Origin of the sequence: Aetokthonos hydrillicola CCALA 1050 (assembly GCF_017591665.1) — a bacterium.
In the GTDB taxonomy this organism is placed as follows: domain Bacteria; phylum Cyanobacteriota; class Cyanobacteriia; order Cyanobacteriales; family Nostocaceae; genus Aetokthonos; species Aetokthonos hydrillicola.
Window position 1 is genome coordinate 18,000 of the sequence record NZ_JAAKGC010000065.1, and the last position, 26,425, is coordinate 44,424.

Genomic DNA, 26,425 nt, shown 5'->3' on the forward strand with positions numbered 1-26,425 from the left:
AGTCAAAAGTCAAAAGTTATAAGCAGGGAGTAGGGGAGCACAGGAAGAACTCAATGAAGTCCCCATAACCCCATGCCCTATGCCCTATGCCCTATGCCCCATGCCCCAGACTCTGTTGCGCATACCAGTTCTCTAGTGCTAGTCGCTGAATTTCTCTCAAAGAAATGTTATGTTCTCGCGCTAATTTTGCACAATCTTCATATTCTGGTTGCACGTTAGTTATATTTCTCTGTTGTGCTTGCCCTGTCCATGCTACTTTCACTCCGGCTATTCCATATTTAGTTTCCACTTGTTGAATTTCTCGTTGGAGGATAGCACGTTGTTGTGTAAAGCGGCGAATGCCCAAAGTCGTTGTCTCAGAGAACAACACTGCTTCACATCTGGGTAAGTTTTCAGGATGACAGATGACAGTTAGCAAAATTCCAGGACGGGATTTTTTCATCCCTATAGATTGGGTAAACACATCCACAGCACCCGCAGCAAATAAAGCTTCAAACACATAACCAATTGCTTGGGGGCTGAGATCATCTATTTGGGTTTCTAGAACAGAGATAGTTTCTAGATATGGGCTTGTAGCAACCGTGTTGAGTGTCGATATTTCCTTATTCGGTGAAACGTCTACTGTTTCACCGAGCCACATTTGTAAAATGTTTGGAATAGGCAACTGAAGTGAACCTGCGCCTAACCCAACTTGCTGAATGGTTATTGGGGGTGGCGCACCAAAAGCTGTTGCAAGAGTTGTCGCGATCGCGGCACCTGTCGGTGTAACCAGTTCCCTTTCAATCCCATTACTATAAACTGGACAGCGACGCATTTCCCACAATTTCAACACTGCTGGTACTGGTACAGCCATCTGACCATGAGCAGCCCTAATAGTTCCTCCTCCAGTTGGAAGTGCTGAGCAGTAAAATAACGGCAATCCTTGATCAGAAGATTGATGTGCAGTAGAATTAGGGGTTGCTGAGGCAACACCCAACCAATCTAGCCCTAAGCAAGTACCGACAATATCAACAATGGCATCAACAGCACCCACTTCATGAAAGTGTACTTTCTCTGGCGCAACGCCATGAACAGCTCCTTCTGCTATTGCAAGTTGTCGAAACACTGCTAAGCTCCAAGCTTCTGCACGCGAAGGTAACTCAGCTTGAACAATCATCCGTTCAATTTCTGGTAAATGGCGTCCGTGATGGTGAGTTTTTTCGTGGTCATGAGAATGTTTATGCGGTAAATCCACATGCACTTTAGTTGCTTGCTGACCATTGTGGTGAACAAGTTCTGCCCTTAACTTATACTCATGTTCAATTCCCAATCTGTTAAGTTTTTCGGTTAAATATTCTAGAGGGACACCGAGACTTACCAATGCTCCTAGGCACATATCCCCAGAAATACCAGTCGGACATTGAAGATAAATAAGTTTGCTCATTTGTTTAGTCGTTGGTTGTGCAATAAACCGCGTCTATTGTAAAAGCAACTAGGGATTGGGCGTTCATTTGTAAAAATTTTGGAATTCTGTTTGAAGATAGAACATATTTTAGCAACCTTTCCCAATCCCCAGTCCCCAATCCCCAATCCCCCAACTATGGCCAAAATTTTTCTAGTCCATCCTGATAATCCTCAAGCGCGGCGTATAGAAGAAATACAAGCAGCACTCCAGCGTGGTGCAGTGATGCTTTACCCTACTGATACAGTTTATGCGATCGGTTGTGACTTGAACGCTAAATCGGCGGTAGAAAGAGTCAGACAAATTAAACGATTAGCAAATGACAAACCACTGACATTTTTATGTCCTTCTCTTTCTAATGTAGCAACCTATGCTTTCGTGAGTGACACAGCTTATCGGATTATGAAGCGCTTGATTCCTGGACCATACACATTTCTACTACCTGCTACCAAGCTTGTACCAAGACTTGTACAAAACCCTAAACGGAAAACTACTGGTATTCGAGTGCCAAACCATACTGTATGTTTGTCGTTATTGACAGCTTTAGAAAATCCGATTATTTCAACTTCTGCTCATTTACCACCAGAAGATACAGATGAGGCTGAATCGGAAGTAGAACCTCGCCTATCTCGGGTAGAATTATTTGATCGCTTAGACAAGTTGGTAGATATTATTGTAGATACTGGTCAGGAACCCGTGTATGAAGTGTCTACGATTCTGGACTTGACAGCAGAAAAGGCTGTCATGACACGCCGAGGGTTGGGTTGGGAAGCAGCAAATGCATGGATTAATTAATTTTGCTTCAAAGACTTAAAAATTAAACACAAAGAACTCAGGAGTCAGGAGCCAGAATTCAGAATGGAATTCTGAATCCCCATCCAATTGATTCTGACTCCTGAATTCTGACTTCTGAATTCTTTTTCAATTTCTTGACCCATGCTTGGGGCTATCTAAATAGCCCCTATTTGTACGTGTGCTAAATTTCTAACCGCACACTCAAGGTGCTCCAGTTGAACAACTGGCATATTTTTTAAGCTGAGAGCAGGTACCTCGAAAAATGAGGGTCAACATGGTCGTGGCAACGATTTGGGGTTATTATGGGTGATATGAGTTACCAGTATAGAGGTTATCATTGAGTAGCTTGTAAAAAAACCGACACACAGTCATCCCTGTAACTTTTTCGGATTTTTTACAGTCTTATCTGTTGGCACTGCTTACCTGGAAATACCAAAAGGTTCCTAAAAAGTTAGTGAGCAACAGTTAGTAGTTGCGAACTAGCTAAATAGTAGTGCTTCTATCTGTAATTGTTCAGGTGCATACTCTCCCTTGAAAAAGTTATGAAAGTTAAACTAGCTAATCTACCATCTACCCCAAAAACGCAATCTACCAATGTTGATGCTTTAGTGCAGTGGCTGTGTAAGGAAATGCAAGCTCAGGTTAAAGCGGTACCTACATGTGTCGAAGCTGTAGCAAAGCGTATAGCAATAGAAGTGGAACGTATTTGCACTAAAAGTTCACGCATTCAGAAATCTGGCGAAATCGTGTCTTGGCAATTTACCTTAGCAAGACATCGTCTACAAAAATGCTTACGTTACTATCAACTGGGTTCAAGACATGGACGTGTGGAATTACATAGTCATCTAAGTTCTATGGTTTACCGTCATATTGTCGCGTCAAATTCTGATTTGGGATTTGAAGCTCGCAACACCCTGATTGACGATTTTCTACAAGCGTTTTATCTCGAAGCTATCAAAGCCTTCCGACGTGAAAATGAATTAACAGAAGATTATACGCCTCGTACTTTACTGGAACTAGCAGAATACATGGCTTTTGCAGAACAGTACGCTAAGCGTCGCATCAATTTACCTAGTGGTGCTAATCAGCAATTAATTATACTACGTGCCCAAAGTTTCGCCCGCCGTCAGCCACCAGAAACAACTGTTGATATTGAACAGGCGGTTGAAACGGCTAAAAGCGAAGACGCAGAATCTTACATGCGCTACTCTGCAGTACAACAAGTGCGATCGCAGATGGTAGTGCAATCTAACTTAGATTTTGCTGACGATTCGGAGCGCGATCGCGTGATTTCTGAATTAGTGAAATATTTAGAATCTCAGGGTCAAGAAGACTGTATAGATTATCTGACATTAAAACTCCAAGATCTTCCTGCACCAGAAATCGACCAAATTCTCGGTTTGACCACTCGCCAGCGTGACTATCTACAACAGCGGTTTAAATACCATGTCGAAAAGTTCGCTCGTGCTCACCATTGGCAATTGGTACATCAATGGTTGGGTGCAGGTATTGAGCAAAACTTGGGAATGTCTTCCCAACAGTGGGAACGCTTTTTAGACCAACTTTCTGAGCAGCAACGCCAGATCTTGCAGCTAAAAAGTGCAAAACAGAGTGATCAGGCGATCGCCAAAGCAGTCAAGTGTACACCTAAACAGTTACAAAAACGCTGGACTCATCTTTTAGAGATAGCATGGGCAATCCGTAATGGTAATGCCGAAGTGCAAATGGGCTAAATTCTCGTGATTTAGATTAACCCAGATGCTATATCGATAAATTGTTATAAGTTTTGGCTATTGTACCACGTTTAACTTATAAAAATTGAGCGACAGACAAGCGTTTTCCTCTCGGATATATGGGGAGGAAAACAGCTTTGACTAACCTCACGCCCAAAAATAGCTTTATGCAAGGCACCCAGTTACTCACGCTGAATGCTTGCAGCAATTCGGTCAGCTGCCAAAATTTTCTCATAAATTATGAGTCCATGAACTACAATGAGGTTAACCAATCACGTTAAACAAACGTATAGTCAATAACAAGGTCATATAAATCCAAATGTTTGAAGGTTTTTGGGATAACGTTTCTCGGTATCTCCGCTACTTCATTACTACGCTTTTAGGAGTGTTGTTAAACACATTCAGTCCATTAGCACCACTTTTAAAGCGCCCAGTCACTTTTGTAGCATTGTTGGGGTTTTTTGTCGGCGGTCTCGTCTTTATTAGTCTCACCTTGCGCGCAATGCTAGGCTTGGGTTCAATTTAGTCGAGACAGATGAAGGTAAAAGTTGTTTTTTTTGCCAATTCATAAGATATTTCCCCTAAATTGGTCTAAAATAGGCCTTAGTGGTAATGCAGCTTATAAAATAGCAGGATTAATCCAAAGATCCTGGGCTAGCTGTATAAAATATAATGTTCATTGTCCACAACCTCTGTGAGGAGGCATATTTATTTATGGCTACAAATCGCCGCGTTTCCCGTGTTGCTGAACTCATCAAACGGGAGGTTAGCCAAATGTTGATCAACGGTATAAAGGATGATCGTGTAGGCTCAGGAATGGTAAGTGTTACTGATGTAGATGTTTCTGGAGATCTACAACACGCCAAGATTTTTGTCAGTATTTATGGTACAGACGAAGCCAAGGTCGAAACAATGGCAGGGTTAAAGTCTGCAACAGGTTTTGTCCGTAGCGAACTTGGTGCACGGATGCGCCTACGTCGTACACCAGAGGTAATATTTATCGAAGATCATTCAATAGAACGGGGTAGTAAAGTACTGTCGTTGTTAAACCGACTTCAGCAAGAACGTCCCCAAGAAGATCTACCCGAGGACAAGGAGTAATTCTTAGGGCGGAGAAAAAAACACTTACCACTCTTTCTACACTCCTGATAGCCCAAACATACCCAGTCAACTCTGCTTGCAGAAAGAGGAAAATCTATCGTTACGTTATATAGCATGAACTCAATCTTAAAACCGAGGATTTGGTTTATGCCATATAACAAAACTGACGAATTACCACAAGAAATACAAGAAGGATTACCTCAAGAAGCTCAGCAAATTTTTGTTGCTGCTTTTAATGCTTCCCAAAGAGACGGTTTGAGTGAAGATGGCGCTCGTCGAGTTGCGTGGAACAGCGTTAACAATCAGTATGAAAAAGGCTCAGACGGTCAATGGCATTCAAGAGGTGAGATCACTGCTCAACATGATAAAGCTGTAACTTCAGGTGGTAATTAAGTTAGTTTTTCTTGAATGAATCCACCACACTTCCAGAAACCCCAGGCTTCACGTAAGCCTGGGATATTTCTTGAGTAATAGCTTTATCCCGTTGCCCAATGCCCAATGCCCAATGCCCAATGCCCAATGCCCAATGCCCAATGCCCCATGCCCCATTCGCCATTTCTATCCGTAATGTGTCTTAATGGTAGAAGTTGCCCTATTGGGATTGACCGTCCTATAGACCGATGACTCAACAAACTGCTAGAATTTGCATCCTTGGTGGAGGCTTTGGTGGTCTCTACACTGCCTTACGCTTGAGCCAGTTACCTTGGGAACCTGCGCAAAAACCTGAAATAGTTTTGGTAGATCAAAGCGATCGCTTTTTGTTCTCTCCTCTTCTCTACGAATTACTTACAGGCGAACTACAAACCTGGGAGATTGCTCCTCCATTTGAAGAAATTCTACAAGATACAGGTGTTCGTTTTTGTCAAGGAATTGTATCTGAAATTGACATAGACCAGCAACAGATACGCTTGCAAGATGGATTAGAAATATCTTATGACCGATTAGTGTTGGCACTTGGTGGTGAAACACCAATCGATATTGTGCCTGGTGGCACAGCTTACGCCTATCCATTCCGTACTATTGCGGATGCATACCGGTTAGAAGAACGGTTGCGGGTGTTGGAAGAATCGGATGCAGATAAGATCCGAGTAGCGATCGTTGGTGCTGGTTATAGCGGTGTGGAGTTAGCCTGTAAACTAGCACAGAGACTGAAAGACAGAGGTAGATTTCGATTAATTGAACTGAGCGACCAAATTTTGCGCAACTCTCCAGAATTTAACCGAGAAGCAGCCAGCAAAGCCCTGGAAGATCGAGGTGTATTTATTGATTTAGAAACCAAAGTAGAATCAATAGAGCAAGACAGTATCTCTTTAGAGTACAAAAATCAGGTAGATACAATTCCTGTGGATTTGGTGATCTGGACGGTGGGAACCCGAGTCACGCCTATAGTGCGCTCACTACCTATAAAGCAAAACCAGCGTGGTCAAATTATCGCTACACCAACTCTCCAGGTTCTAGATCATCCAGAAATATTCGCGCTAGGAGATTTGGCAGATTGTCATGATGCTGAAGATCAGCAAGTTCCTGCAAATGCACAAGCAGCCTTTCAACAAGCTGATTATGCTGCTTGGAATATCTGGGCAACTCTAACTAACCGCCCTTTGCTCTCGTTCCGCTACCAGTACCTTGGTGAGATGATGACACTAGGGATAGACGACGCTACACTTTCTGGTTTAGGAATTAAGTTAAATGGTTCTTTGGCGTCTATTGCTCGTCGTCTTGCTTATCTCTATAGGCTACCGAATACAGATCATAAAGTGAAAGTTGGTTTTAATTGGCTAGTTCGTCCTATTATAGAAACACTAGTAGGAGTAAACAGCTGGTGAGTGGCGTCCTGTAGGATGAAAAACTCCTGATTGATTACAAAAAACAATTAACAACTAACAACTAGCAACTAAACCGATGGAACGACCAAAAGTTATTTTTTTAGATGCTGTTGGTACACTCTTCGGCGTTAAAGGAAGTGTGGGTGCAGTTTATAGTCAGATAGCAGAGGAGTTTGGCGTTGAAATTTCAGCCGAAACCTTGAATAAAACATTTATTCAAAGCTTTCAAGCTGCGTCACCACCTATTTTCCTCTATGTAGAACCGCAGGATATCCCTCAACTGGAGTTTGAATGGTGGCTTGGGGTTGTTGTTCAAACCTTTGAACAAGCAGGTGTTATCAAAAAATTTTCTGACTTTTCTACTTTTTTCAGTGAAGTCTATATTCACTTTGGTACTGCTGAACCATGGTTTGTTTATCCGGATGTTGTACCTGCTTTAAAAAATTGGCGGCGGATGGGAATTGAGTTAGGAGTCTTGTCTAACTTTGATTCTCGTATATATTCTGTGTTGCAGGCATTAGGACTAAGAGAGTTTTTCGAGTCTATAACCATTTCTACTCAGTCTGGCGCAGCTAAACCCGATCCGAAAATTTTTTCTATGGCTTTAGAAAAACACAATTGTTCTCCAGAAAAAGCATGGCATATCGGCGATAGCATTGTTGAAGACTATCAAGGAGCTAAGGCAGCAGGACTTAGAGGTATTTGGCTCAACCGTGGACAACAAAATAAAGCTGAAAGTGTTGATCTGAAAGCTGCTTCAAAATCTTGACGAAGTTGGGAAGCTTTTTGATGATTAGTACCGCTAGAATTGCCCAGGTATGAGAACGAAAAGTTGAATTTTTTGCAAATTTTTTAATTTTTATTCAGTAATTTCAGCATAGCAATTCTTGTAATATTGCTATGCTGATTATTTAATGAGTAATAGTTTCAGCTTCCTTCTAATTTAATTAATCGCCGGTCATAAAAGTTCCGCAAATATACCATTTATGATGCCTTGAGTTTACTTCTACTCTAGAGATTGAACAAGGTAATCAGAGTGCATGATAGTGACCCAAGAGTCAAAGTTTCAAAGACGAGTTCGCGATGCTAGGAAATGATCGGGAAAAGATACGTCATTTGTTATTTGTCCAAGATCTCCAAGGACAAAGAACTATTCCTCTTAAAGAGGCTACTTATTCTCTTGGACGAGACTCTAGGAACGCAATCGTTCTAAGCTCTCGCTCAGTTTCAAGACAACACGCTATTTTATTGCGGTTACCTATTCCAGAAATTGACAATTATGGCTTTCGGATTATTGATGGTAGCTTTAAGGGAAAAACGAGTACTAATGGTTTATTCGTTAATGGCACTAAATGCTTCTCACATGACCTGAAGCATGGGGATGTCATAGTATTTGGCAATAATGAGGCTAAGGCTAAGTACTATGCAATCTCTGATTTTTCAGAAAAAACATTTTCTCAATCTTGTCAGCACGAAAATTTGGATGAAGTTATATCTGAGCAAGCTTATTCTATTAATCCCTTTGAAACTCTAGCCATTCCTGATCCTTCCCTTGAAGGAAGTGGAGAAGTTGCTTTAGCTCGCCTAGCGTCATTTCCTGAACTCATTCCTAATCCGATTATAGAAATAGATTTAGAAGGACGGGTTACTTACCTGAATCCTGCGGCTGCTTCGAAATTTCCTCAACTTAGAGAAGCTGGAAAGCACCATCCTATTTTGGCTGGGCTACCTACTATAGTTCAGTATCGAGAAAATAATTGTTTGGTTCGGGAAGTAGAAGTTGGTAAAGAAGTTTTTGAACAATCTATTCACTATCTTCCTGAAAGTGATTTAATTAGAACTTTTATTGTCAGGGAAATTACACAGCAAAAGCAAGCTGAGGCAGAACTACGGCAGCGAGATCGCCTACTACAAGCTGTTGCTGAAGCGGCGAATCATTTGCTGGTGGAAATGGACTTGCATTCTGCTACTGAAAAAGCTCTTGCTGCATTAGGTGAAGCTGCGGAGGCAGATCGTGCATACCTTTTTGCGAACCATCTTCACCCTCTTACAGGAGAGATGGCTGTGAGCTTGAAGTTTGAATGGACACGCCCTAAATTGCAGCCTTTAGGTTTTCATTGGCAAAATCAACCTCTTCATGATTCTGCTCTAAGCCGTTGGTACACCGTTCTTTCTAATGGACAGTCGATTAGTGGTTTTGTACGAGAATTTCCATTGGCTGAACAAGAACTTTTAAAGCGAGACGGTATTCAATCCCTTCTTTTAGTACCTTTACGCCTAGATGATGAATTCTGGGGATACTTGGGTTTGGCAGACTGTTCAAAAGAGCGTTATTGGTCAAGGCATGAAGAATCTACACTTTTGACGATGGCTGCTAGTATTAGTGCTGCTTGGCAACGTCAGCAGGTAGAAGCAAAGATCCGTTACCAAGCTCTGCATGATATACTAACTGGGCTGCCTAATCGTCTGCTATTTTATCAAGAACTCTCTAAAGCCATACCTAATGCTGTGCGCACTGGGAAAAGCTTAGCTGTGATGTTCCTTGACTTAGACAGGTTCAAAACCATTAATGATACTTTAGGGCATACCCTGGGAGATACACTGTTACAAAGAGTTGCTCAAAGATTAAGAGAATCTATCAGAAAAGGAGATACTATTGCCCGGTGGGGCGGAGATGAATTTACTATCCTACTGCCTCAAATGAATAGTATCGAAGACGTAACTCAGATAGCTTTGAGGATTCTCCAAAACTTAGAAAATGTTTTCGATTTAGAACAACACGAACTTTACGTAAGTGCCAGCCTAGGGATTGCTTTATTTGATCAGGATAGTCCTGATGTTGAAACTCTTATCCAGCACGCAGATACTGCCTTATATTACGCTAAGGAACAGGGAAGGAATAACTACCAATTTTATACTCCTGCCTTGAGTGCTAAGGCTCCTGAACTTCTAACTTTACAAAGGAGCTTGCGTCATGCTCTAGAGCGGGAAGAATTGTTGGTATATTACCAGCCTCGTGTTAATATCATTAGTGGAAAAATTACTGGGATGGAAGCTCTCGTGCGTTGGCTGCATCCTGAAATGGGGCTAGTTGCTCCCAGCGTGTTTATTCCCCTTGCTGAAGAAAGTGGATTGATTATCCCTATCGGAGAATGGGTTTTACTCACAGCTTGTCGCCAGAATAAAGCTTGGCAAGATGCAGGATTACCTCCTTTGACTATGGCAGTTAATCTCTCTCCCAAGCAGTTTCGTCAACCGAATCTCGTAGATACGGTGGCAAGAATTTTGCAAGAGACTGGGTTAGAGCCACATTTTTTAGAGTTAGAAATTACGGAATCAACGGCGATCGCAGATTTGGACTTTACAAAAGCTGTATTGCATGAATTAGAGGAGATGGGCGTTCACCTCTCAATTGATGATTTTGGTACAGGGCACTCTTCTCTATCTCGTTTGCAACTTCTACCACTTCACAATCTGAAAATTGACCGCTCTTTCATCCGAGATTTAACCACTGATGTTAAAGTTGCTCATATTGTCACAGCAATAGTGAAGTTAGGGCAGAGTTTAGGCTTGAGGCTTACTGCCGAAGGGGTTGAGAATGAAGCAGAACTGGATTTCTTGAGATCTATCAACTGCGAGGATGTACAAGGTTTCTTCTTTTATCGACCACTTTCTGCTACCAAAGCAACAGAAGTGCTTGAAAATCAAAACATCTTACCGTTAATCAACCTTTAACAGTTATCAGTTATCAGTTAACACCGCACCATATACCTTAATCAGTGATAACTGTTTACTTTTCACTGTTTGAGTATTTCCACCTCACCCCCAGCAGGAATTAATGTTTGACCTACTGGTAGAACGGCTAAACTGTTGGTTTGAGCTAAATTAATTAAATTGGCAGAGCTATGACCACCAGTAGCTAGCTGAAATTCATAAAAGCCCTCACTGTTTAGAAATGTCTCACCCCACAAGTAAGTTTCTCGCTTACCATCTGTTCGTATTTCATTACGCGATCGCGCTTTGACAAATTTTGGTTTCCAACCTTTAGCCAGTCCAGAAAGTTTTTTTATTGCTGGTTGTACGAATCGCCAAAAAGTGACTAAGGCAGAAGCTGGATTTCCAGGTAGACCAAAATATACACGCCCGTGGGATAATCTAAAAGTGGCAACAGTTAAGGGTTTACCTGGTCGCATTGCAACAGCACGAATGTGAATTTCTCCTCCTAAGGACTCGATAACTTGCTCAACATAGTCATAATCTCCTACTGAAACGCCTCCGGAAGAGAGCACAATGTCAGCATTTGTTATTGCGTGGGCGATCGCTTCCTCAAGAGCATCTGGTTCATCTTTAATAATTCCTAACATTAGTGGTTCTGCGCCACTTTCTCTTACCAACTCTGCTAGTGCATACTGATTGGAATCAACAATTTGTCCTGGCTGCAAAGCTTTGTCAGGCGTTACCAATTCATTACCTGTAGATAAAATTGCTACAACAGGTTTACGAAAAACTGGCAGCTTTGTACACTGAGCAGCAGCTAAGACAGAAATGTCTGGGGCATTTAAAATAATCCCTTTAGATAATAATTCTGTACCTGCTTGGTAGTAAGAAGCACGATGTCTAACAAATTCTTGAGGTTTTGGTGTTGCAAGAATCAAGACGCGGTTTTCCTCACGACGTGTCGCTTCCTGCATGACTACTGTATCTGCACCTGGTGGCATCACCGAACCTGTTAAAATTCGCGCTGCTTGCCCTTGTTGAATTGTGTATTTGGGTTGATAACCAGCCGGAATCTCTTCAACGATTTGTAAACTAACAGGTTGTGACTCGCTTGCATCCTGCACGTCTTCATAACGCACTGCATAGCCATCCATTGCAGAATTATCCCAATGGGGAAAATCTAGCTGACTTGTTATAGGAGAAGCGAGGATACGATGACTTGCTGTTAACAAATCTACAACTTCTATATCCCGCTCTTTATCCAGTGGCTGCACTAAATTTAGAATAATTGCTTCTGCTTCACTGACTGATAGCATCGACTGTCTCCAAGCCTTTGATATAGCTAAACAACAGGCTATTAGATCTATCAAACCGTAGATTCAACAGGAGCCGTTTGTTTAACTTTTTTCTCGAACGTCTGGATATTGGGGTTATTCAGCACAAAGCCATTTTCCGTTTCTTGCCCTATGGTACCGCTAACTGCTGCCACCCAAGCACTCCAGTTAGCTTGAGCATCGGTTAACTTCTTCCATATTTTGGGTTTCACGGTAATGGTGATCACGCGCCCATCACAATCGATTTGAAACTCTTGCCAACCATTCTCAACGGTTTTGGGTTCTGGTAACTCGCTGATCTTAATTGTGACTTCTAGTTTTCCAGGAATCATCGCTATATTTTTGAACGACTAGTCTTTTGATTGTAAACATTTAGCTAATCACTTAGTACTATAACAAACCAGCAGAACAGCCATAAATTTCCATATTTAGCAATTCTTTGCAACTAAACTGTCGCGTATTTGCGTCACATAACCCATTTTAATGGGTTTCAGCTTTCAGCCGGGAAATTTATTTCCCGGCTCTTAACCGAGCAGTATTGAAATCTCACCCAACACGATAGAGTAGAGAGTGTCGCCACTCGCTTTCAAATAGGCTCAAAAGGAGCAGGTATACCAATGGGGAAAGGGAGGCTAGAAGCATTTAGTGATGGTGTGATTGCCATCATCATAACCATCATGGTACTGGAACTAAAGGTTCCACATGGTGCAGATTTAGCTGCACTGCGCCCGCTAAGCTCGGTATTTTTAAGCTATGTGCTGAGTTTCATTTATGTGGGTATATACTGGAACAACCATCACCACCTATTTCAAGCGGTTCGGCACGTGAATGGTCAGATTCTTTGGGCAAACTTACATTTGTTGTTTTGGTTGTCGCTAATTCCGTTCGTGACTGACTGGATGGGCGCAAATCACTTTGCTGCAATGCCAGTTGCCCTTTATGGGTTAGTATTTTTTTGCGCTGGTTTAGCTTACTTGATCCTTACCCGTGCTTTAATTAGTCACCATGGGAAGGATTCTGCTATTGCAACTGCGATCGGTCGAGACTTGAAGGGTAAACTTTCTCTGTTATTTTATGCTTTGGCTATTCCGCTTTCCTTTGTCAACTCATGGATCGCTCTTTTGTTGTACGTCGTGGTTGCGGTTATGTGGTTCGTACCTGATCGCCGTATTGAGAAAACTCTAATTCCATAATTAGTTCGTAGTTGCGCTGTCTTCGCAGTAAGGTGTAACCTCCTTACCTTTCAAGTAATTTTACAAAAATTTACAGCAAAGCGATCGCCTACCTCTGGTGTACTGAAGTGGAAAGTGCATCACTGAATAATACCGACACCATGTAATTGAGATGTTATCATACGAAACATGAGGGAAAACAAAAACTACGCCCTCATCAGGAGGTGTTAAATATAACCCAAGCCAATGGTGGCAAAGGTTCCGGGTAGCCCGAGCCCAAAGACTTAGAAGTCTTTGAGCCAGCATTCGCCCCCGGCGATGAAGAGGAAAAAATCGGGTGGTACAGAACCGATGTCAAAGGCGAGGAGGGAGAGGTAATTCCCGATACCGAGATCCCTCCAGAGTTAAAAGACAACCCACCCAACAACGCTAGTTAAGACTAGCTAACTAAAACCCCCAAGACTCCCTTGGGGGAAAATTCTTGATTAAAGTATAGCAAATGGACACAACAGTTTACCTCCCTGACTACTATCGCGTGTTTGAGCGTATTGCTGGTGGATGGCTGATGAAACCAAGTCGTTTTTTTTATCGGCGTACTACATCGTTAAAAACCTCAGACAACGACTTTAAATCGTTGTACGACATTTCGCCACAGCAAGTTGCCATTGAACTATTTCGTATTAATGGTGGAAAGTCAGGTTATTATTTAGCAGATTTACGTAGTCAGAAAAAGTATTATTACTGTGGAAATGAACCAGAAAGTGTAAAACTCAAGTTACTTGAATTGGGCATTGGTCGAGTCTCGCCATTGGAGTAAAATATGGCTAAATCAGGATACCAACGATTGAAAGAATGGCGCGATCGCAAAAAGAAAGGTGAAGAAATGCCAAAATGTAAAATGTGCGATCGCTCTCTCAAAGGCAAATTAACCATTGAGCGTAGAGTTTGCTCCTACTGCTTTCCTAAAACCGATGTCGGTAGTCTTGCATCGAAAGAAGCTGTAAACCGTCATCGTGCCAAGCAGTAGATTATGCCTTAAAAATTTATCAGGCGAACGGTTAGGTGATTTCCAAGAAAGAAAATACCTGGGGAATGCGAGTTTCGACTTCGCTCAACTCGCGATCTCTCAGTTGGTTGAGCGAAGCCGAAACCAACTAGGGTGGTATATTTATTCCTGTAAATCACCTTAGTTCCAGTTACCTACTAAGGTATAAGCTGCCCAGTAATAAGGATGAGGTGGGAGAGCCTTAAGGTTCTCGAATGGAGGCTTAGCTTTCAGAGAATCTATAAGGGATAATTGAACTGTCCTAAGAGCATTCAATTTTGTTGTATTTGGTTTTTTCAGCTCTTGATAGAAGTCACTCATTAGTTTAGCTGTTGAAGCATCTCCTACAGACCACAGAGTTGCAAGAGTGCTACGTGCACCAGAACGTACAGCAACGCCAGCTAAACCTAAAACTGCTCGTTCGTCACCAGTAGCTGTTTCACAGGCGCTTAGTACTAGTAGTTCCACGTTTGTCTCTGGTTCTCGTAGCAAAGTACTTAACTCATTAATGCTGATACTCTGACCATCCCCTGTAATAATAAAGTTTTTCTGAGGATTAGAACTAAACAGCCCATGAGTAGCTAAGTGGACAACAGGGAAGTTAGATTTTAGTTGCTTTTGGATAGTTGTTGCAGTAAAGTTCTGGTTAAGAAGCTTCTTGGAATTTGGGAAAGCTAGTTGAATTTGGTCTAATTCTTTGGGCACATTAACTAGTGCAGGAAAAATTTCTCCTTCTAGTTTAATTTGCTGACTGACTCCACCAGCTAAAACCTTCAACTTTTGAGTTTTAAAGGGTTTAGGATCTATTAGTTGCAGGCTTGGAACCAGCGCGATGCCATATTTTTGTATTAAATAGTCTTTCCCATTATAAAGTGCTGCAACTGGCACTTTCTGTAATCGACCATTCATTACAAACACTAAATTTTTAATTTTGTTTGATTCTAAGTCTTTTTCAAAAGGTTGAATTAACCAGCTATAAACCTGGTTGAAAATTGGCAAAAGAATCTCAATATTTTCCTTTAATTCTTCAGGATCAGGGTTTGAAGTCGACAGGATATTACGAGCTGAGTTGTTTACAGCTACGTTATCTAACTGATCGTAAAGCCTATCTAGAGTATCATTAACTTGGTTTTCACTAACGGGAATTGCGACGTGTTGCAGAGGTTTTTGTGCTAAGGAATAGATAACTTCTAAGCGATCCTTGAAAATTATGGGATAGATGACAGCCGCTTGAGGGTCAATATCATCAATTTGTAATGCTATATTTGCTTCCTGTGAGCAAGGATCTTGGAAAAAGTTGTCTAGTTCTGCTAGTTGCAGAGATTCTATGACTCGTCGGGCTAATTCTAAGCGATTTTCTGACTTTTTCGTCTTAGGCTTTTCCTGGGTAAAACTAGGATTCGATACAACCAGGGAATTTAGATCAGCTTCATTGAGATCAGTTTTTAAGAGCAAATCTGCTAATTCCAGATATACGGGTTTAACTTGTTGGAGAAAGTCAAACTGGACATCTTGATTGTTAGCGTTTAAATCTTTACGGAGTGATTGTAGAGTGTTAAAGGCAGCCATATAAGCTGCGATCGCGCCTCGTGTGTCTTTTTGTTCGCTTAGTAAACTTCCCAGCTGGGATTGCCAAAGATACGTAATCTCCCGCGCGTCTCCAGTTGTATTTTGTTCCTGAGCTAATATCAAAGCTTGGCGAGTTAGTCCAGTTGCTTGGCTTAACCGCCCCTGCTTGTGGTACAACTTACCAAGATAGCCTAATGTGTAAGTTATTGCTCGGGTATCCTGTAGGTTACGAGCTTGTTGGAGTGCACTTTTTAAAATAGGTTCAACCTTGTCTACCTGTTCGCTTTGAATTAAACTTTGAGCAAAGTTAATCTGAGCATAAACTGCTGAGCGACTTGGCGAAAGATTGCTAAGGCTAGATTCAATATCCTTTTGCAAAGCCCGTCGATCTTCAGTCAACCTATACTGCAAATTAGAGAAAAAATCTTTTGCCTTCTGACTTAACTTATATTCTTTGTACCTAGTTCGAGAAGCAATGTGCCGCCTGGTTTGTTCAGCCCACCATTGTTGAACGTCTAATAACAGCTTGAAGTGATTAAGTTGAGCCTGAATTTTAGGCGTTGGTGAATCTGATAATGCTCTTGCTGCTTGAATGTAGTAGGTAAAAGCTTTTTGATAAGGTGCTAGAGCAGCTTGCTCCGTGTTACCGTCTATAATTTCTGCGATCGCTTGGTAATCCCAGTGATCGCGTTTTTGGTTTCCTAAAGCTCGTTCAGTGTTACCTAAACTCAATAAAACAGCACTCGCCTGTTTTGACTTATGAGCTATTGAGTGACTTAGCTGTAAGAATCCCAGAGACTCTTTAAGAATTCCTTGTTTGCGGAGCACATCACCCAAACCCCGCAAACCAATAGCTTGGGTAAGGGTAATGGTATCTCGCTGTTGAGAGAGGTTTGTTAAAAGCTTATCTAGTTGTTCCTGACTACAATTTGGGTTTTCAACAGCAAAAACTTCCATTAAAGTTTTGCAAGACTTAGGATACAATCCTAAATCCTGAAGTGCCTGGGATTTGTTGATCAAGCTTTTAGTCATCCCCTCTTGATCACCCAGATTCCGATAAGCTAGAGCCGCTTCTTGCCAAAGCTTTGCTGCTTCGTCGAATCTTCCTGAATTGTAGTATTTTTGACCTTCTTTTGCCAGTTCTAAAGCATGGCTAGAAGAGTTAAGAATTGAGAATTTGGAATTATGAACCTTTGCTTCTGCAATACTTGAATTTGACCAAGCAGTAATGCTTAAGGTAGAAACCAGTCCAAATAAGACTGAAAGTATAAAAACTACTAAACGACGATGCTTTCTTAGTATCATATTATATAACTTTACCTGTTAAAAATTCGGAAATTAACGGGTCTCGAACACGTTGTACTGCACTTGAAAATACACACCGTTTTCTTGCAATGTTCTATGGCTAGAATTAACCTTTACTAAAGGAATGCCCCAATCTAAACGGGCTGTAAATCTTTCTTCCATTTGCCATACTAAACCAAATCCCCCTCCTACTAGAATATTAGGATTTGGATTGTTTCTGTTTATATTCCAGCCTGAGCCAAAATCGAAAAACGGTGCAAACTGTAAAGTTCCCTTAACTTCCGGTACTTGAATAATAGGTAAACGTACTTCTGCGGAAGCAAAAATACCATCGTCAGTTAGTAAAGCATCTTGGCGGTAGCCCCGTACAGTTGATTGCCCACCCAAAGAAAACTGATTGATGGAGAGTAGAGGATCGCTTGCTAGCTGAATGTTAGAACGAACTAACAAGGTTGGAGAAGTCAATGAATTACCTCTTGAATCTCCAAGAAGGCGTAAATACAACAATTGACCTCGCCAAAGGAAAAATCGGCTATCCGGCTGATTATTGCCGTTAATAGTAGCACCAAGAACACCAAGACCAAAACTAAAGTCAGAACGAGCAGCTAAAACATCTCGCCTGCTTCTCTGAAACCATTCTTGGCTAAAATTCAACTCAGAGATTCGGGTTTTTCCACTGTTGCTGGAGCCGATAAAAACAGGGAACCCAACCCCTAAAATTGAAGAATCAATTTCCCGTCTAGCTCCTGTTAGGCTAAGAGCAAGTTCTTTGCTAACTTTAGGAGTCTCTTTTTGAATGACTGGTTGACGAAAACTTAGTTCAAACTCCCGAGAGTCTACATGGATATCTAAATTGTTGAAAGGGGGTTCAACAATCTTATTGTTGTTGATCCGAGAAGTAAAGCGCACAGTCCCATTACGGGGATTGACGGGCAAGGTATAGTTAACCTCATACCTATCGCTGCCATCGGTATTATTGTAACCGAAATCTAACCTATCTTCTAGTCCAAGAACGTTTGTGTCTGATAACTGTATCCCACGCTCAAAACTGCCAACGCTAGGGTTACGATTATTATTAAAGTTAAATTGGGCATTGAAAGTTCTCTCAGCCTTAACTGTAACTTCTAGAGAATTTGTACCAGGTTTACTGCCAGCAATGAGTTCAGCACTCAAGCTTTTAATAAGCGGATTCCTTTGCAGCAACTGTAATGCTTGTTGCAGGCGATTGATATTAAAGGGTTTAAAAGTCGCTAGTGCAATGCGTCTCTTGACGTAATCCGGGTTCAGCCGTCCTTTAACAACATTAACTTTAATCTCTTCCAAACTGCCTTCAACAACCTGTATTTTTATCATGCCTGACCTAAATTCCTGGCTAGGAATATAAGCTCCAGAAGTGATGTACCCTTTTTTAATATAAAATTCAGTGACTTTATTCGCAGCTTGAAGCAGTTGGGCAAAAGTAATAGGTTTCCCAGTGAAATCAGCAGTAACTTTTGCCAACTCTTGTTGAGTAAATCCAGTACTACCAACAAACTCAAACTTTTGAACAGTGAGCTTTCCGGGAATATTAAGGACTTCTTCAGGAGTTGGTGGTCCTATTATAGAAGGCTCAAGAGGTGGCGTTGAAGGGGGGAGTGGATTAGGTTGGGGTAGTTGTGGAAGAGTTGGAGTAATCGGGTTAAGAGACTGTGCCGAAGCATTTGGGATTCTAGAAAACAGATGAAGAAGAATTAGAAACACGTAGTAAGAAAAAGGGAAACTCCTCCAATTTTGTACAAATGTGTTTGTATTCTTGTTCCTGCGACCCCATAAATTCCGTTTAATTAGCATGACATGATGGTGAACTTAATCCAGAAATATAGGGGGTAGCTGTTAGCGATTTCGCTGTAAGAATTACAACTCCTTTATCATTAGTATACCAACTTCGAGCTGGGAGAGGTAGGACTGAACTACCTGAATTCTCTGTAGGTGTAGCCAAAGTAGAGGGAACTTCAGCATCCGAAGGAAGAGAATCAAAACTTACCAACGCTTCACTGCTAAGTGAGTCATTTGGTTGAGGCGGTAATCCGCCACGCCCGGTGACTAAAAACTGACTTCTATTTTGTCGTTTCTGCGCAGGACAAGCTTGAGCGACAACTTCTTCAGGTTTAGCTACCTCTTGTGGCAAATCGACAACTTCAAAGTTAGCTCGTGTTTCTGGTGAGACTATTTTCACTACACCATTTAATCCAAGTGTAGAACTACTCGTGATTTGGCAATCTGCTGTGCACACAAAGAGTCCTTGAGTGCTGATACTGATGTTACCACCTATTCCTTTAAACGCATTAGCGTTAATTTTACTACCTTCTAAAAGCGCTACGGAATCAGCAGAACTTGAACCACTTATCGTAATGTTACCACCATTACCTGATCCGCCTGCTTGCGCAGATATCTGGCTTTGGTGGCGTAATAGAAAGGATTGTGCTTTGAGGTTAATGTTGCCACCCTCACCAGAGCGAGTGGTTGCTGTAATGCTACCTTGATTGTCAAGAGAAATAGAGCTAGCAGTTACCCGCAAAATTCCTGCATTACCTGTACCTTCATTGTTTACAGTAACTTGACCACCATTTTTGACACTCAATTGATTAGTATTGATTGTTATGTCCCCAGATGAGCCACTTGGCTGGGAAGTCAGGTTGAAAATCCGTTGAGTGTTTACATCGGGGATATTTGCACCAGAATCGATTCGTCCACCATCTTGAATGGTCACTGTTGGGCTATTGATAGTCAAGCTACCACCATTTCCACTCTTGAGTGTTGAAACCGTTATAAGGCTGGAGTTGATCTTACTTGAATCTGTACCAGAGACTTCTACAGATTTAGTAGCATTAATAGTCACATTCCCTCCAGTACCACTTCCAAAAGTGGAAGCACTCACCAGTCCTCCATTTTGAAGACTAAACTCTCCAGTGGAAATGCTCACATTCCCTGAATTTCCAGAACCAGTTGTGGAAGAACCAATAAAGCTCAGTGCATTAGGATTAAAAGAGGATGCGCCAATCACTTGGACTGATTTAGGAGCATTGATAATGATATTTCCACCTGTTGCATTGGTATAAGTGGCAGTTGATATAGCTGATGCACCTTGTACAACTAATTGCTGGGTTGAAATTGTAATGTCTCCCTCTTTGCGCGCTCCTAGTGTGATTGGCGAAAAGAAAAAAAGCTGCCCAAGTCTGAATGTTCCTCCCAATTCCGATGTAATGCTACCTCCATTATCTAAAACAATCGAGTTAGCTGTAATTCTCACATTTCCTGAGTTTCCTGTTCCCTGATTACTCGTTGTAATTTGCCCTCCATTAGAGACTTTCAGCTGATTAGTGTTGATTGTTACGTTTCCAGAAGCACCGCTGGGTAAGTCAGGTAAGTTGAAAATCTGTCGAGTAATCGGATTTTCAACAGTAGCACCAGAACTTATGAGACTGGGCGTAAAGGTTATTGGCATTACACCACTTACCTCTACTGAATCTTTGGCGTTGATGGTAACATTTCCTGCTGTTCCTACTGCTGTTGTAGAAGAATCTACCCTTCCGCCATCGCGAACTACCAATTTTGGTGTGTTAACAGTTACGTTACCGGCATTTCCAGTACTAAAAGTTGAAGCGCCTAATAAGCTTCCTACAAAAAGGTTCGGTTGTGATCCTAAAACTTGTACGGAATTACTAGCATTAACGAGTATATCTCCACCAGAAGCACTGCCAAAGGTTCCAGCACCTACTCTCGCACCATTTGAAATAATCAGATCCCCTGTAGAAATGTTAGTATTTCCCGATTTCCCTGAACCATAGGTTGCACTACCGACATAACTGAGTGCCTGGGGATTTGTCGGCAAAAATCCCAACACTTGCATTGATTGAGGGCTATTGATAAATATATCGCCGCCTCTTGCGTTTGTAAAAGTGGAAGTAGATATACTCGCTCCATTTTGGACAAGTAACTGTTGGCTTGAAATCTGAATGTCACCGCCCTTGGTACCTCCTACCGTTACAGGGGAAAAGAAAGAAAATTTCACTCCTGTGGCTCTTCCACCCATATCGGCGGTGATTGAACCTTCAGTGTCTAGAAAAATAGAGCGAGCATTAATCTTTACGTTTCCTGATATTCCTAAACCATCATTTCTTGCCGTGATTTGCGCTCCATCCGTAACTTTCAACTGATCGGTGTTGATTGTTACATTTCCTGATGCTCCGCTGGGTAAAGAAGATATTCTAAATAATTGCTGCAAGCTAGGGTCAACTGTGTTTCCAGAAGCAATGATGAGACTGGGGTTAATTGATCCTGGTACATTCCCGGTTACCTCTACATCTTGGGCGTTAATGGTAACATTTCCCGCTCGACCAGACGCTAAAGTAGAAGCATCAACTCTTCCTCCATCGCGAACTATCAATTGCGGAGTATTTATTGTTACATTTCCTGCATTTCCAGAACTTCCAGTACCAGCAGTAACTTCACTCGGCGTCAGAACTCCTGGTGTTACTCCAATCAGTTCAACCAACTGACTGGCATTTACAGTTACATCTCCACCATTACCACTCCCACCAGTAGCAGATCCTACACTCCCTCCTTGGGTAGCAGTCAATCTTTGTGTTGATAGTGTCAGTTTTCCTGCGTTGCCAGAACTAAAAGTTGTCGCTCTAATGTTACTGAAACGAGCTGGGTTAACTGGTGAATACCCTGTCAATTGGACTGAGCCAGGAGCGTTAACTGCTATATTACCGCTAGGAGCGTTACTGAAAGTTGAAGCAGAAATTTCTGCGCCATTCTCAACAGTTAAGTTTGGAGTTGAAATTGTAATATCTCCACCTTTACCAGTTCCAAGACTTTCAGTAAACAGGTTGCTGGTAATTTTTCCATCTGTTGTGGTTCCACTCACTTTTAACGAAGCAGAAGCATTGACATTAATCCCTGCTGCTGCTTGAGAACCCTGGTTTTGAATCAAAACAGATGAGCCATCGCTGATCGAAATATTTCGCCCTTGCAACTGAATCGAGCCACTACCTAGACCACTGGTATCTGCTAATGCTTTTTGAGATAGCGCAATATCCTGAAAATTCGATAACCCTTGATAACCAAAAGACCAACCTTGAGGAATTGGATTAAGGCTAACTAAACCTTCACCTACACTCCCCAATTCAATTCTTCCTCCTTCAGCTGTTAGTGTACCACCGTCTACAGTGACACCTGAACCTATTAGAGCTAAAGTATGCCCTGGCTGAACTTTCAATCCTCCAGTAGTCCCGCGATTAAAGGGTGAGAATAAGGGATTATCTAGGGTTAAATTGTGACCTGTACCTTGAACACGAATTGCCCCGGAATTTGTGCCAAGCTGTAAACCCAGTGGAACGCTGATTGTTAATGTCGGCGCAACTTGAGGGTTAATAGCGCTATATACCGTTCCATCAGCAAACTTAAGGCTATTTGCTGTACTTGCTAAAAACGATCCACCAATATCTAGTTGAGCATTCGGCCCGAAATTAATTCCACTTGGATTAATCAGGATTAAATTAGCACCATAGTTTTCCTTTATTAATCCATCAATATTAGAAATCGAGCCTCCGGTGATGCGCGAGATAATATTATTGACTGTATTAATGTTCGTTACATTTTTAAAAAAAGCCTCACTACCAGTGGGAACAGAAAATTCCTGAAAGCTATGGAATAAGTTCCCCCCAACCTGTCTACCTCCAGTAATTTCAAGCACATTACCAGTTTTATTGACGTTTGTTGAGACAGTGTTATCAGATGTAATTTGTGCTTGTACAGAGCTACTAATAAATAAACACCATAAATATGTACTGCCAGCAACCAAAATTTGCCAAGCTAGCTGTTTCATTGTGAACAAATAAAGATTATTTTTTGTAGGAAGACTTATGCTAGTTGTTTATAGCAGATTCAGCTAAGACCGAAAAGCCTTCAGAACCCACCTTTCAGAGGAAAGGTGGCTCGGTGTTTTCGGACACCAAATAGGATTGGTTATATTTTATATCAAACTTAAATAAATTCAGTTGAAAATGATTATAATATAATTCAGTTTTTGTAAGTGTAAATTTTTCATTGTCAAGCAATTAAGCTGAATTATGCATAATAAACAATTTAAGTTGACTACTTGGATAGTTAGAGGGTTTATTGTAACTTCTGTTGCGGCATTCACTCAACCCACTATGGCTGCTACCAGTGTTAATGTTGCTTGTAAAGCTAGCACGAGTACACCCAAAATTATTGCTACTGTTGCAAAAGAAGGGAGTAAAAAAGACTTTACAATTCTCAATTTATTATCTGAATACGTTTCTCCCAAAAATGCTTTACAAAACTGTGAGAATACAGCTAAAACTTTGCAGAGTCTTTATGACTCAGGTAATGCTAACTACTTGACAATTGACAAACTCAATGCACAACCAGTTGTGTGCGCCGTAGAACGCAGAGGTATCGGTTGCGATCACACTAGTGCTAAGGTTTTATTTACTCTTGATCCAAAAGCTAACCCCACTAAAGCTTTGTATGACATGTTGGGTAGCGATTTTAAGCAAACTCAACCTCCTGATACTAGAACTATCAGCAGAATCTACTCTGATATTAGACCTCGTTGGTCTCGGTGGTGGCCATTTTAATAACAAAGAATTCAGGAGTCAGGAGTCAGGAGTCAGGAGTCAGTGAGCAGTTATCAATATTTTTTTGAACCAACCGCTTTCCGTTTCAAGCCCCCTGCTCCGCTACTTTTGACTTCCCCAAAGGGGCGGCTCCCTATCTCACTTACAACTCCTTTTTGCGTTCTCTGCTGCTGAATAATTTGGCTTGAGTTTGAGAGCTTCATCAAAGGCAGAACGAGCTTCTTTTGATTTGGATGATTGACAAAGTGTCAAACCCAGATAATACCAAGTTTCAGCTTTTTGATAGTCTTGCAGCTTGGACTCATTCAACATCTGGTTAAATTGCGTGATTGCTTCACTGTACCTCCCCAAGCCCTGAAGCGCTATGCCTCTGCTTTGTTGAGCATCCCAGTAGTTTGGATCGTATTGTAATGCCTGAGCGTTGGCTTCGAGGGCTTGATGATATTCTTGCTTTTGCAAAAATGCTTTACTTTTATGGGTAAAGGCGATTGATAAATTTCTGTTGGTAAGATCTTTGTTATCAAGGTTGGTATTTTGTTTTAAAAGCGAAATCGCTTGATTAACAGTTACAACTGCTTCGTCAGGGCGCTTCAATGCTAGTAGTGATTCGGTTTTGTTAATCCAAAAGACTGGATCTTTTGAATCAAGTGCAATAGCTTTATCAAAGTTAGAGATTGCTTCATTATATTGCTTGAGGTTATATAATGCCTCTCCTTGGCAATTCCAGGCATAAACCGCTTTCGGCTCAATAATATTAGCAGCCGAGCAAGATTGTTGCATTTGTTTATATTCCTGCAACCCAGAAAGGGCATAACCCCGGTTAGTCCAAGCTTGGTAGTAGTTACTGTTAATGTTTAAAAGCTCATTATATTTTGCGATCGCTCTTTGATATTCACCTTTATGAAACAGTTCATTGCCTCGGATAAAAAGGAGTTTTTCCTCTAGAGCCTTAAAAATATTAAAACAAACTACAAGCAAGCTAATAACTCCCAACAAAATCCAAATATGCCGAAGGCTTTTATCTCCTGAACTAGAAACATTGCTTGTTGCTTTTACAGTAGGAACTTCTGGTGCTAGTTTGCTTTTAGTGGTTCCAGCAACCTCCAAGGGTGAGGGCTTCAACTTTGTTTTTAATTCTTGCTCAACCCAGTTTTTATTGAAAACAGCTGCGTAAACGCGGTTAGCTATTTTTAACTTGTTCCCATCCTGGGCTAGCAATCCTAAATTTAGCAATTCTGTTTGTGCTATACTATTATTAACTAAAACTTCTCCCTCTTCTAAGATTTGTTGATAAAGCCTTAGCAACCATAAAGTATCAGACTGTTTATTATTTATAACACTGTCCCTAATTGCCTGCAGATGCTCAGACGCTACCTGAGTTTCCCAATTATCTATTAAGCAATTTTGCACAAGATCTTGCACTCTTGCGGCTTCTTCACCTTTTGGAATAATAACTTCAGAGTCACACAGTAGTTGACAAAGCTTTTGAGTCAGAAAAGGTTGTTCCCCTGTCCATAACAAAACTTCTTTAACTACAATATCCCAGTTAACCGTTCGTTCAGCTTTTTCTTCTAGAATAGAATTGATTCCATTGGTGCTTTCGATTGGATTTGCATACGAAGGTGATTCTACACCTCTTGCATGCGTTTGTAACGTAGGTGACTGGAGTTTTTTTCGCCCTGAAAGAAATTCTGATCCTGATGTCTGGTTTTCTAAACTCTCAGTCTGTCGAATCGGCTCTTCCAAGTGATGCTGCTGTGCAGCAGGTGCTATATCAAACAAAGACTCTTTAGTGATCTGAGAGTTGCGATTAGCAAAAGGTTGAGCCGAATAAGAGGGAATCTTTATGTATCCTTTAGGCTGAGCTTCTCCAAAACCAGAGAATTCAGTTCTAAAGTTTGTGTCGTCTAAATGACTATTTGTAGCTTGCTCTTCCTCTAAATGCCGCTGAGAATACTCTTGAGCAAAAGAGAGATGCTCTAAAAAAAAGTTGATTGTGGTTGATTTAATCCAGCCGTGAAGAACAGCTAACTCTCCAAATCGAAGTCCCATCTGTCTTTGTTTAGACAGGATAGTTAGAATTTGATCATCATCCAACAATCCAGCTTGTTTTAGATATTGACCTAAAGGCTGTTTCAATTTCTGGTTGAGTAATATTGGCCATTGCTCAGCAAAAAAATCGGCCGTTTCTTGTTTGAGCCATCCTCGCAGAGCCAGGATCTCTCCTATGCGCAGATTTTTAGATTGACTCTGATCTCGTAAAGCTACTTCTGTTTGTGCATTTGAAATTAGGTCAGCCTGTTGCAAGACTTTACCCAATGGTCTAATATAAATACTTTTGGACATAAAGCTATTACTATGCGGAATCACTAAACGGGAACTTTTGCTAAATATGTCAAAAATTTAACTTTACTTTGAGTAGCTAAAAAAATAGGTTGAGTTTTGTGAAACAAACTTTTTCGGATTTCATCATGCTAATATCACGCAAATAAAGTGTTAATATTTGGTTAGAAACCAGATTTGGAATTTGGGATAGACAGATTCTTTATTTCGTACATTACTATCATAATGCGGCTTCTGTAGAACTCCCGAAATTGGAGAACTACGAGTTAGCCATAACTAGGGACGCTTTCGATAGCTCATTTTAGATAGAACTTATCTGATTAGACAACTGTTACCGCTACGGCTTGTAAAAGCTTACCTACATTGATCCAATCAAGAATCTTTTTATACTAGCAAA

20 protein-coding genes are annotated in these 26,425 nt (G+C 41.2%); 12 read left to right on the forward strand and 8 right to left on the reverse strand.

Going from position 1 to position 26,425, the window contains the following annotated elements:
- Window positions 1-91: 91 nt before the first annotated feature.
- The gene (larC, locus tag G4P69_RS25665; RefSeq protein ID WP_208352151.1) at window positions 92-1,423 is read right to left on the reverse strand and encodes a nickel pincer cofactor biosynthesis protein LarC; all 1,332 of its coding nucleotides are present in this window, start codon (window positions 1,421-1,423) and stop codon (window positions 92-94) included.
- Window positions 1,424-1,579: 156 nt separating this feature from the next.
- Between larC and G4P69_RS25670 the strand changes: the two genes are divergently transcribed.
- The 5 genes from G4P69_RS25670 (at window position 1,580) to G4P69_RS25690 (ending at window position 5,463) form a co-directional block, all read left to right on the forward strand.
- Window positions 1,580-2,236, forward strand: a complete 657-nt coding sequence (locus G4P69_RS25670) for an L-threonylcarbamoyladenylate synthase (RefSeq protein ID WP_208352204.1) — start codon at window positions 1,580-1,582, stop codon at window positions 2,234-2,236.
- 542 nt (window positions 2,237-2,778) lie between these two features.
- Window positions 2,779-3,969 (forward strand): HetZ-related protein, encoded by a 1,191-nt coding sequence (locus G4P69_RS25675; RefSeq protein ID WP_208352155.1) that lies wholly within the window; start codon window positions 2,779-2,781, stop codon window positions 3,967-3,969.
- A 319-nt stretch (window positions 3,970-4,288) separates the two neighbouring features.
- The gene (locus G4P69_RS25680; protein ID WP_208352168.1) at window positions 4,289-4,495 is read left to right on the forward strand and encodes a DUF751 family protein; all 207 of its coding nucleotides are present in this window, start codon (window positions 4,289-4,291) and stop codon (window positions 4,493-4,495) included.
- 188 nt (window positions 4,496-4,683) lie between these two features.
- Window positions 4,684-5,070, forward strand: a complete 387-nt coding sequence (gene rbfA, locus G4P69_RS25685) for a 30S ribosome-binding factor RbfA (protein ID WP_208352170.1) — start codon at window positions 4,684-4,686, stop codon at window positions 5,068-5,070.
- Window positions 5,071-5,217: 147 nt separating this feature from the next.
- Window positions 5,218-5,463 (forward strand): ChaB family protein, encoded by a 246-nt coding sequence (locus G4P69_RS25690; RefSeq protein WP_208352172.1) that lies wholly within the window; start codon window positions 5,218-5,220, stop codon window positions 5,461-5,463.
- A gap of 1 nt (window position 5,464) precedes the next feature.
- On the opposite strand, the gene G4P69_RS25695 is transcribed toward G4P69_RS25690, so the two are convergent.
- Entirely contained in the window at window positions 5,465-5,626 is a 162-nt protein-coding gene (locus G4P69_RS25695) for a hypothetical protein (protein WP_208352174.1), read from the reverse strand.
- A gap of 64 nt (window positions 5,627-5,690) precedes the next feature.
- On the opposite strand from G4P69_RS25695, the gene G4P69_RS25700 reads away from it, so the two are divergent.
- The 3 genes from G4P69_RS25700 to G4P69_RS25710 all read left to right on the forward strand — a co-directional run bounded on the left by G4P69_RS25700 (window position 5,691) and on the right by G4P69_RS25710 (window position 10,631).
- Entirely contained in the window at window positions 5,691-6,896 is a 1,206-nt protein-coding gene (locus G4P69_RS25700; protein ID WP_208352181.1) for an NAD(P)/FAD-dependent oxidoreductase, read from the forward strand.
- Window positions 6,897-6,972: 76 nt separating this feature from the next.
- On the forward strand, window positions 6,973-7,665 hold the full coding sequence (locus G4P69_RS25705; RefSeq protein WP_208352183.1) for an HAD-IA family hydrolase: 693 nt from the start codon (window positions 6,973-6,975) through the stop codon (window positions 7,663-7,665).
- A 314-nt stretch (window positions 7,666-7,979) separates the two neighbouring features.
- On the forward strand, window positions 7,980-10,631 hold the full coding sequence (locus G4P69_RS25710; protein WP_208352189.1) for an EAL domain-containing protein: 2,652 nt from the start codon (window positions 7,980-7,982) through the stop codon (window positions 10,629-10,631).
- A gap of 62 nt (window positions 10,632-10,693) precedes the next feature.
- Here the strand turns inward: G4P69_RS25710 and G4P69_RS25715 are convergent, their stop codons facing one another.
- Complete coding sequence (locus tag G4P69_RS25715; RefSeq protein ID WP_208352191.1) at window positions 10,694-11,929, reverse strand: molybdopterin molybdotransferase MoeA; 1,236 nt, start codon at window positions 11,927-11,929, stop codon at window positions 10,694-10,696.
- A 50-nt stretch (window positions 11,930-11,979) separates the two neighbouring features.
- Window positions 11,980-12,279: a fertility inhibition FinO-like protein gene (locus G4P69_RS25720; protein WP_208346067.1), complete on the reverse strand. Its 300-nt coding sequence runs from the start codon at window positions 12,277-12,279 to the stop codon at window positions 11,980-11,982.
- A 285-nt stretch (window positions 12,280-12,564) separates the two neighbouring features.
- On the opposite strand from G4P69_RS25720, the gene G4P69_RS25725 reads away from it, so the two are divergent.
- The 3 genes from G4P69_RS25725 (at window position 12,565) to G4P69_RS25735 (ending at window position 14,146) form a co-directional block, all read left to right on the forward strand.
- Window positions 12,565-13,140 (forward strand): TMEM175 family protein, encoded by a 576-nt coding sequence (locus G4P69_RS25725; RefSeq protein ID WP_208346066.1) that lies wholly within the window; start codon window positions 12,565-12,567, stop codon window positions 13,138-13,140.
- Window positions 13,141-13,618: 478 nt separating this feature from the next.
- The gene (locus G4P69_RS39480) at window positions 13,619-13,936 is read left to right on the forward strand and encodes a hypothetical protein (RefSeq protein ID WP_243903059.1); all 318 of its coding nucleotides are present in this window, start codon (window positions 13,619-13,621) and stop codon (window positions 13,934-13,936) included.
- Between the two features lie 3 nt (window positions 13,937-13,939).
- Window positions 13,940-14,146, forward strand: coding sequence for a hypothetical protein (locus tag G4P69_RS25735; protein ID WP_208352193.1), 207 nt, complete (start codon window positions 13,940-13,942; stop codon window positions 14,144-14,146).
- 159 nt (window positions 14,147-14,305) lie between these two features.
- Here the strand turns inward: G4P69_RS25735 and G4P69_RS25740 are convergent, their stop codons facing one another.
- From G4P69_RS25740 to G4P69_RS25750, 3 genes are read right to left on the reverse strand one after another with little or no spacing between them, the layout of a single operon-like run.
- Entirely contained in the window at window positions 14,306-17,038 is a 2,733-nt protein-coding gene (locus tag G4P69_RS25740) for a CHAT domain-containing protein (protein ID WP_208342852.1), read from the reverse strand.
- A gap of 33 nt (window positions 17,039-17,071) precedes the next feature.
- A complete protein-coding gene (locus G4P69_RS25745; RefSeq protein ID WP_208352195.1) occupies window positions 17,072-18,868 on the reverse strand; it encodes a ShlB/FhaC/HecB family hemolysin secretion/activation protein in 1,797 nt (598 codons plus the stop codon).
- Complete coding sequence (locus tag G4P69_RS25750; RefSeq protein WP_208342856.1) at window positions 18,858-22,910, reverse strand: two-partner secretion domain-containing protein; 4,053 nt, start codon at window positions 22,908-22,910, stop codon at window positions 18,858-18,860. Before G4P69_RS25750 ends, G4P69_RS25745 begins: the two co-directional genes overlap by 11 nt.
- A gap of 244 nt (window positions 22,911-23,154) precedes the next feature.
- On the opposite strand from G4P69_RS25750, the gene G4P69_RS25755 reads away from it, so the two are divergent.
- On the forward strand, window positions 23,155-23,685 hold the full coding sequence (locus G4P69_RS25755) for a COP23 domain-containing protein (protein WP_208342857.1): 531 nt from the start codon (window positions 23,155-23,157) through the stop codon (window positions 23,683-23,685).
- A gap of 138 nt (window positions 23,686-23,823) precedes the next feature.
- On the opposite strand, the gene G4P69_RS25760 is transcribed toward G4P69_RS25755, so the two are convergent.
- A complete protein-coding gene (locus tag G4P69_RS25760; protein WP_208342858.1) occupies window positions 23,824-26,031 on the reverse strand; it encodes a tetratricopeptide repeat protein in 2,208 nt (735 codons plus the stop codon).
- Window positions 26,032-26,425 lie beyond the last annotated feature (394 nt).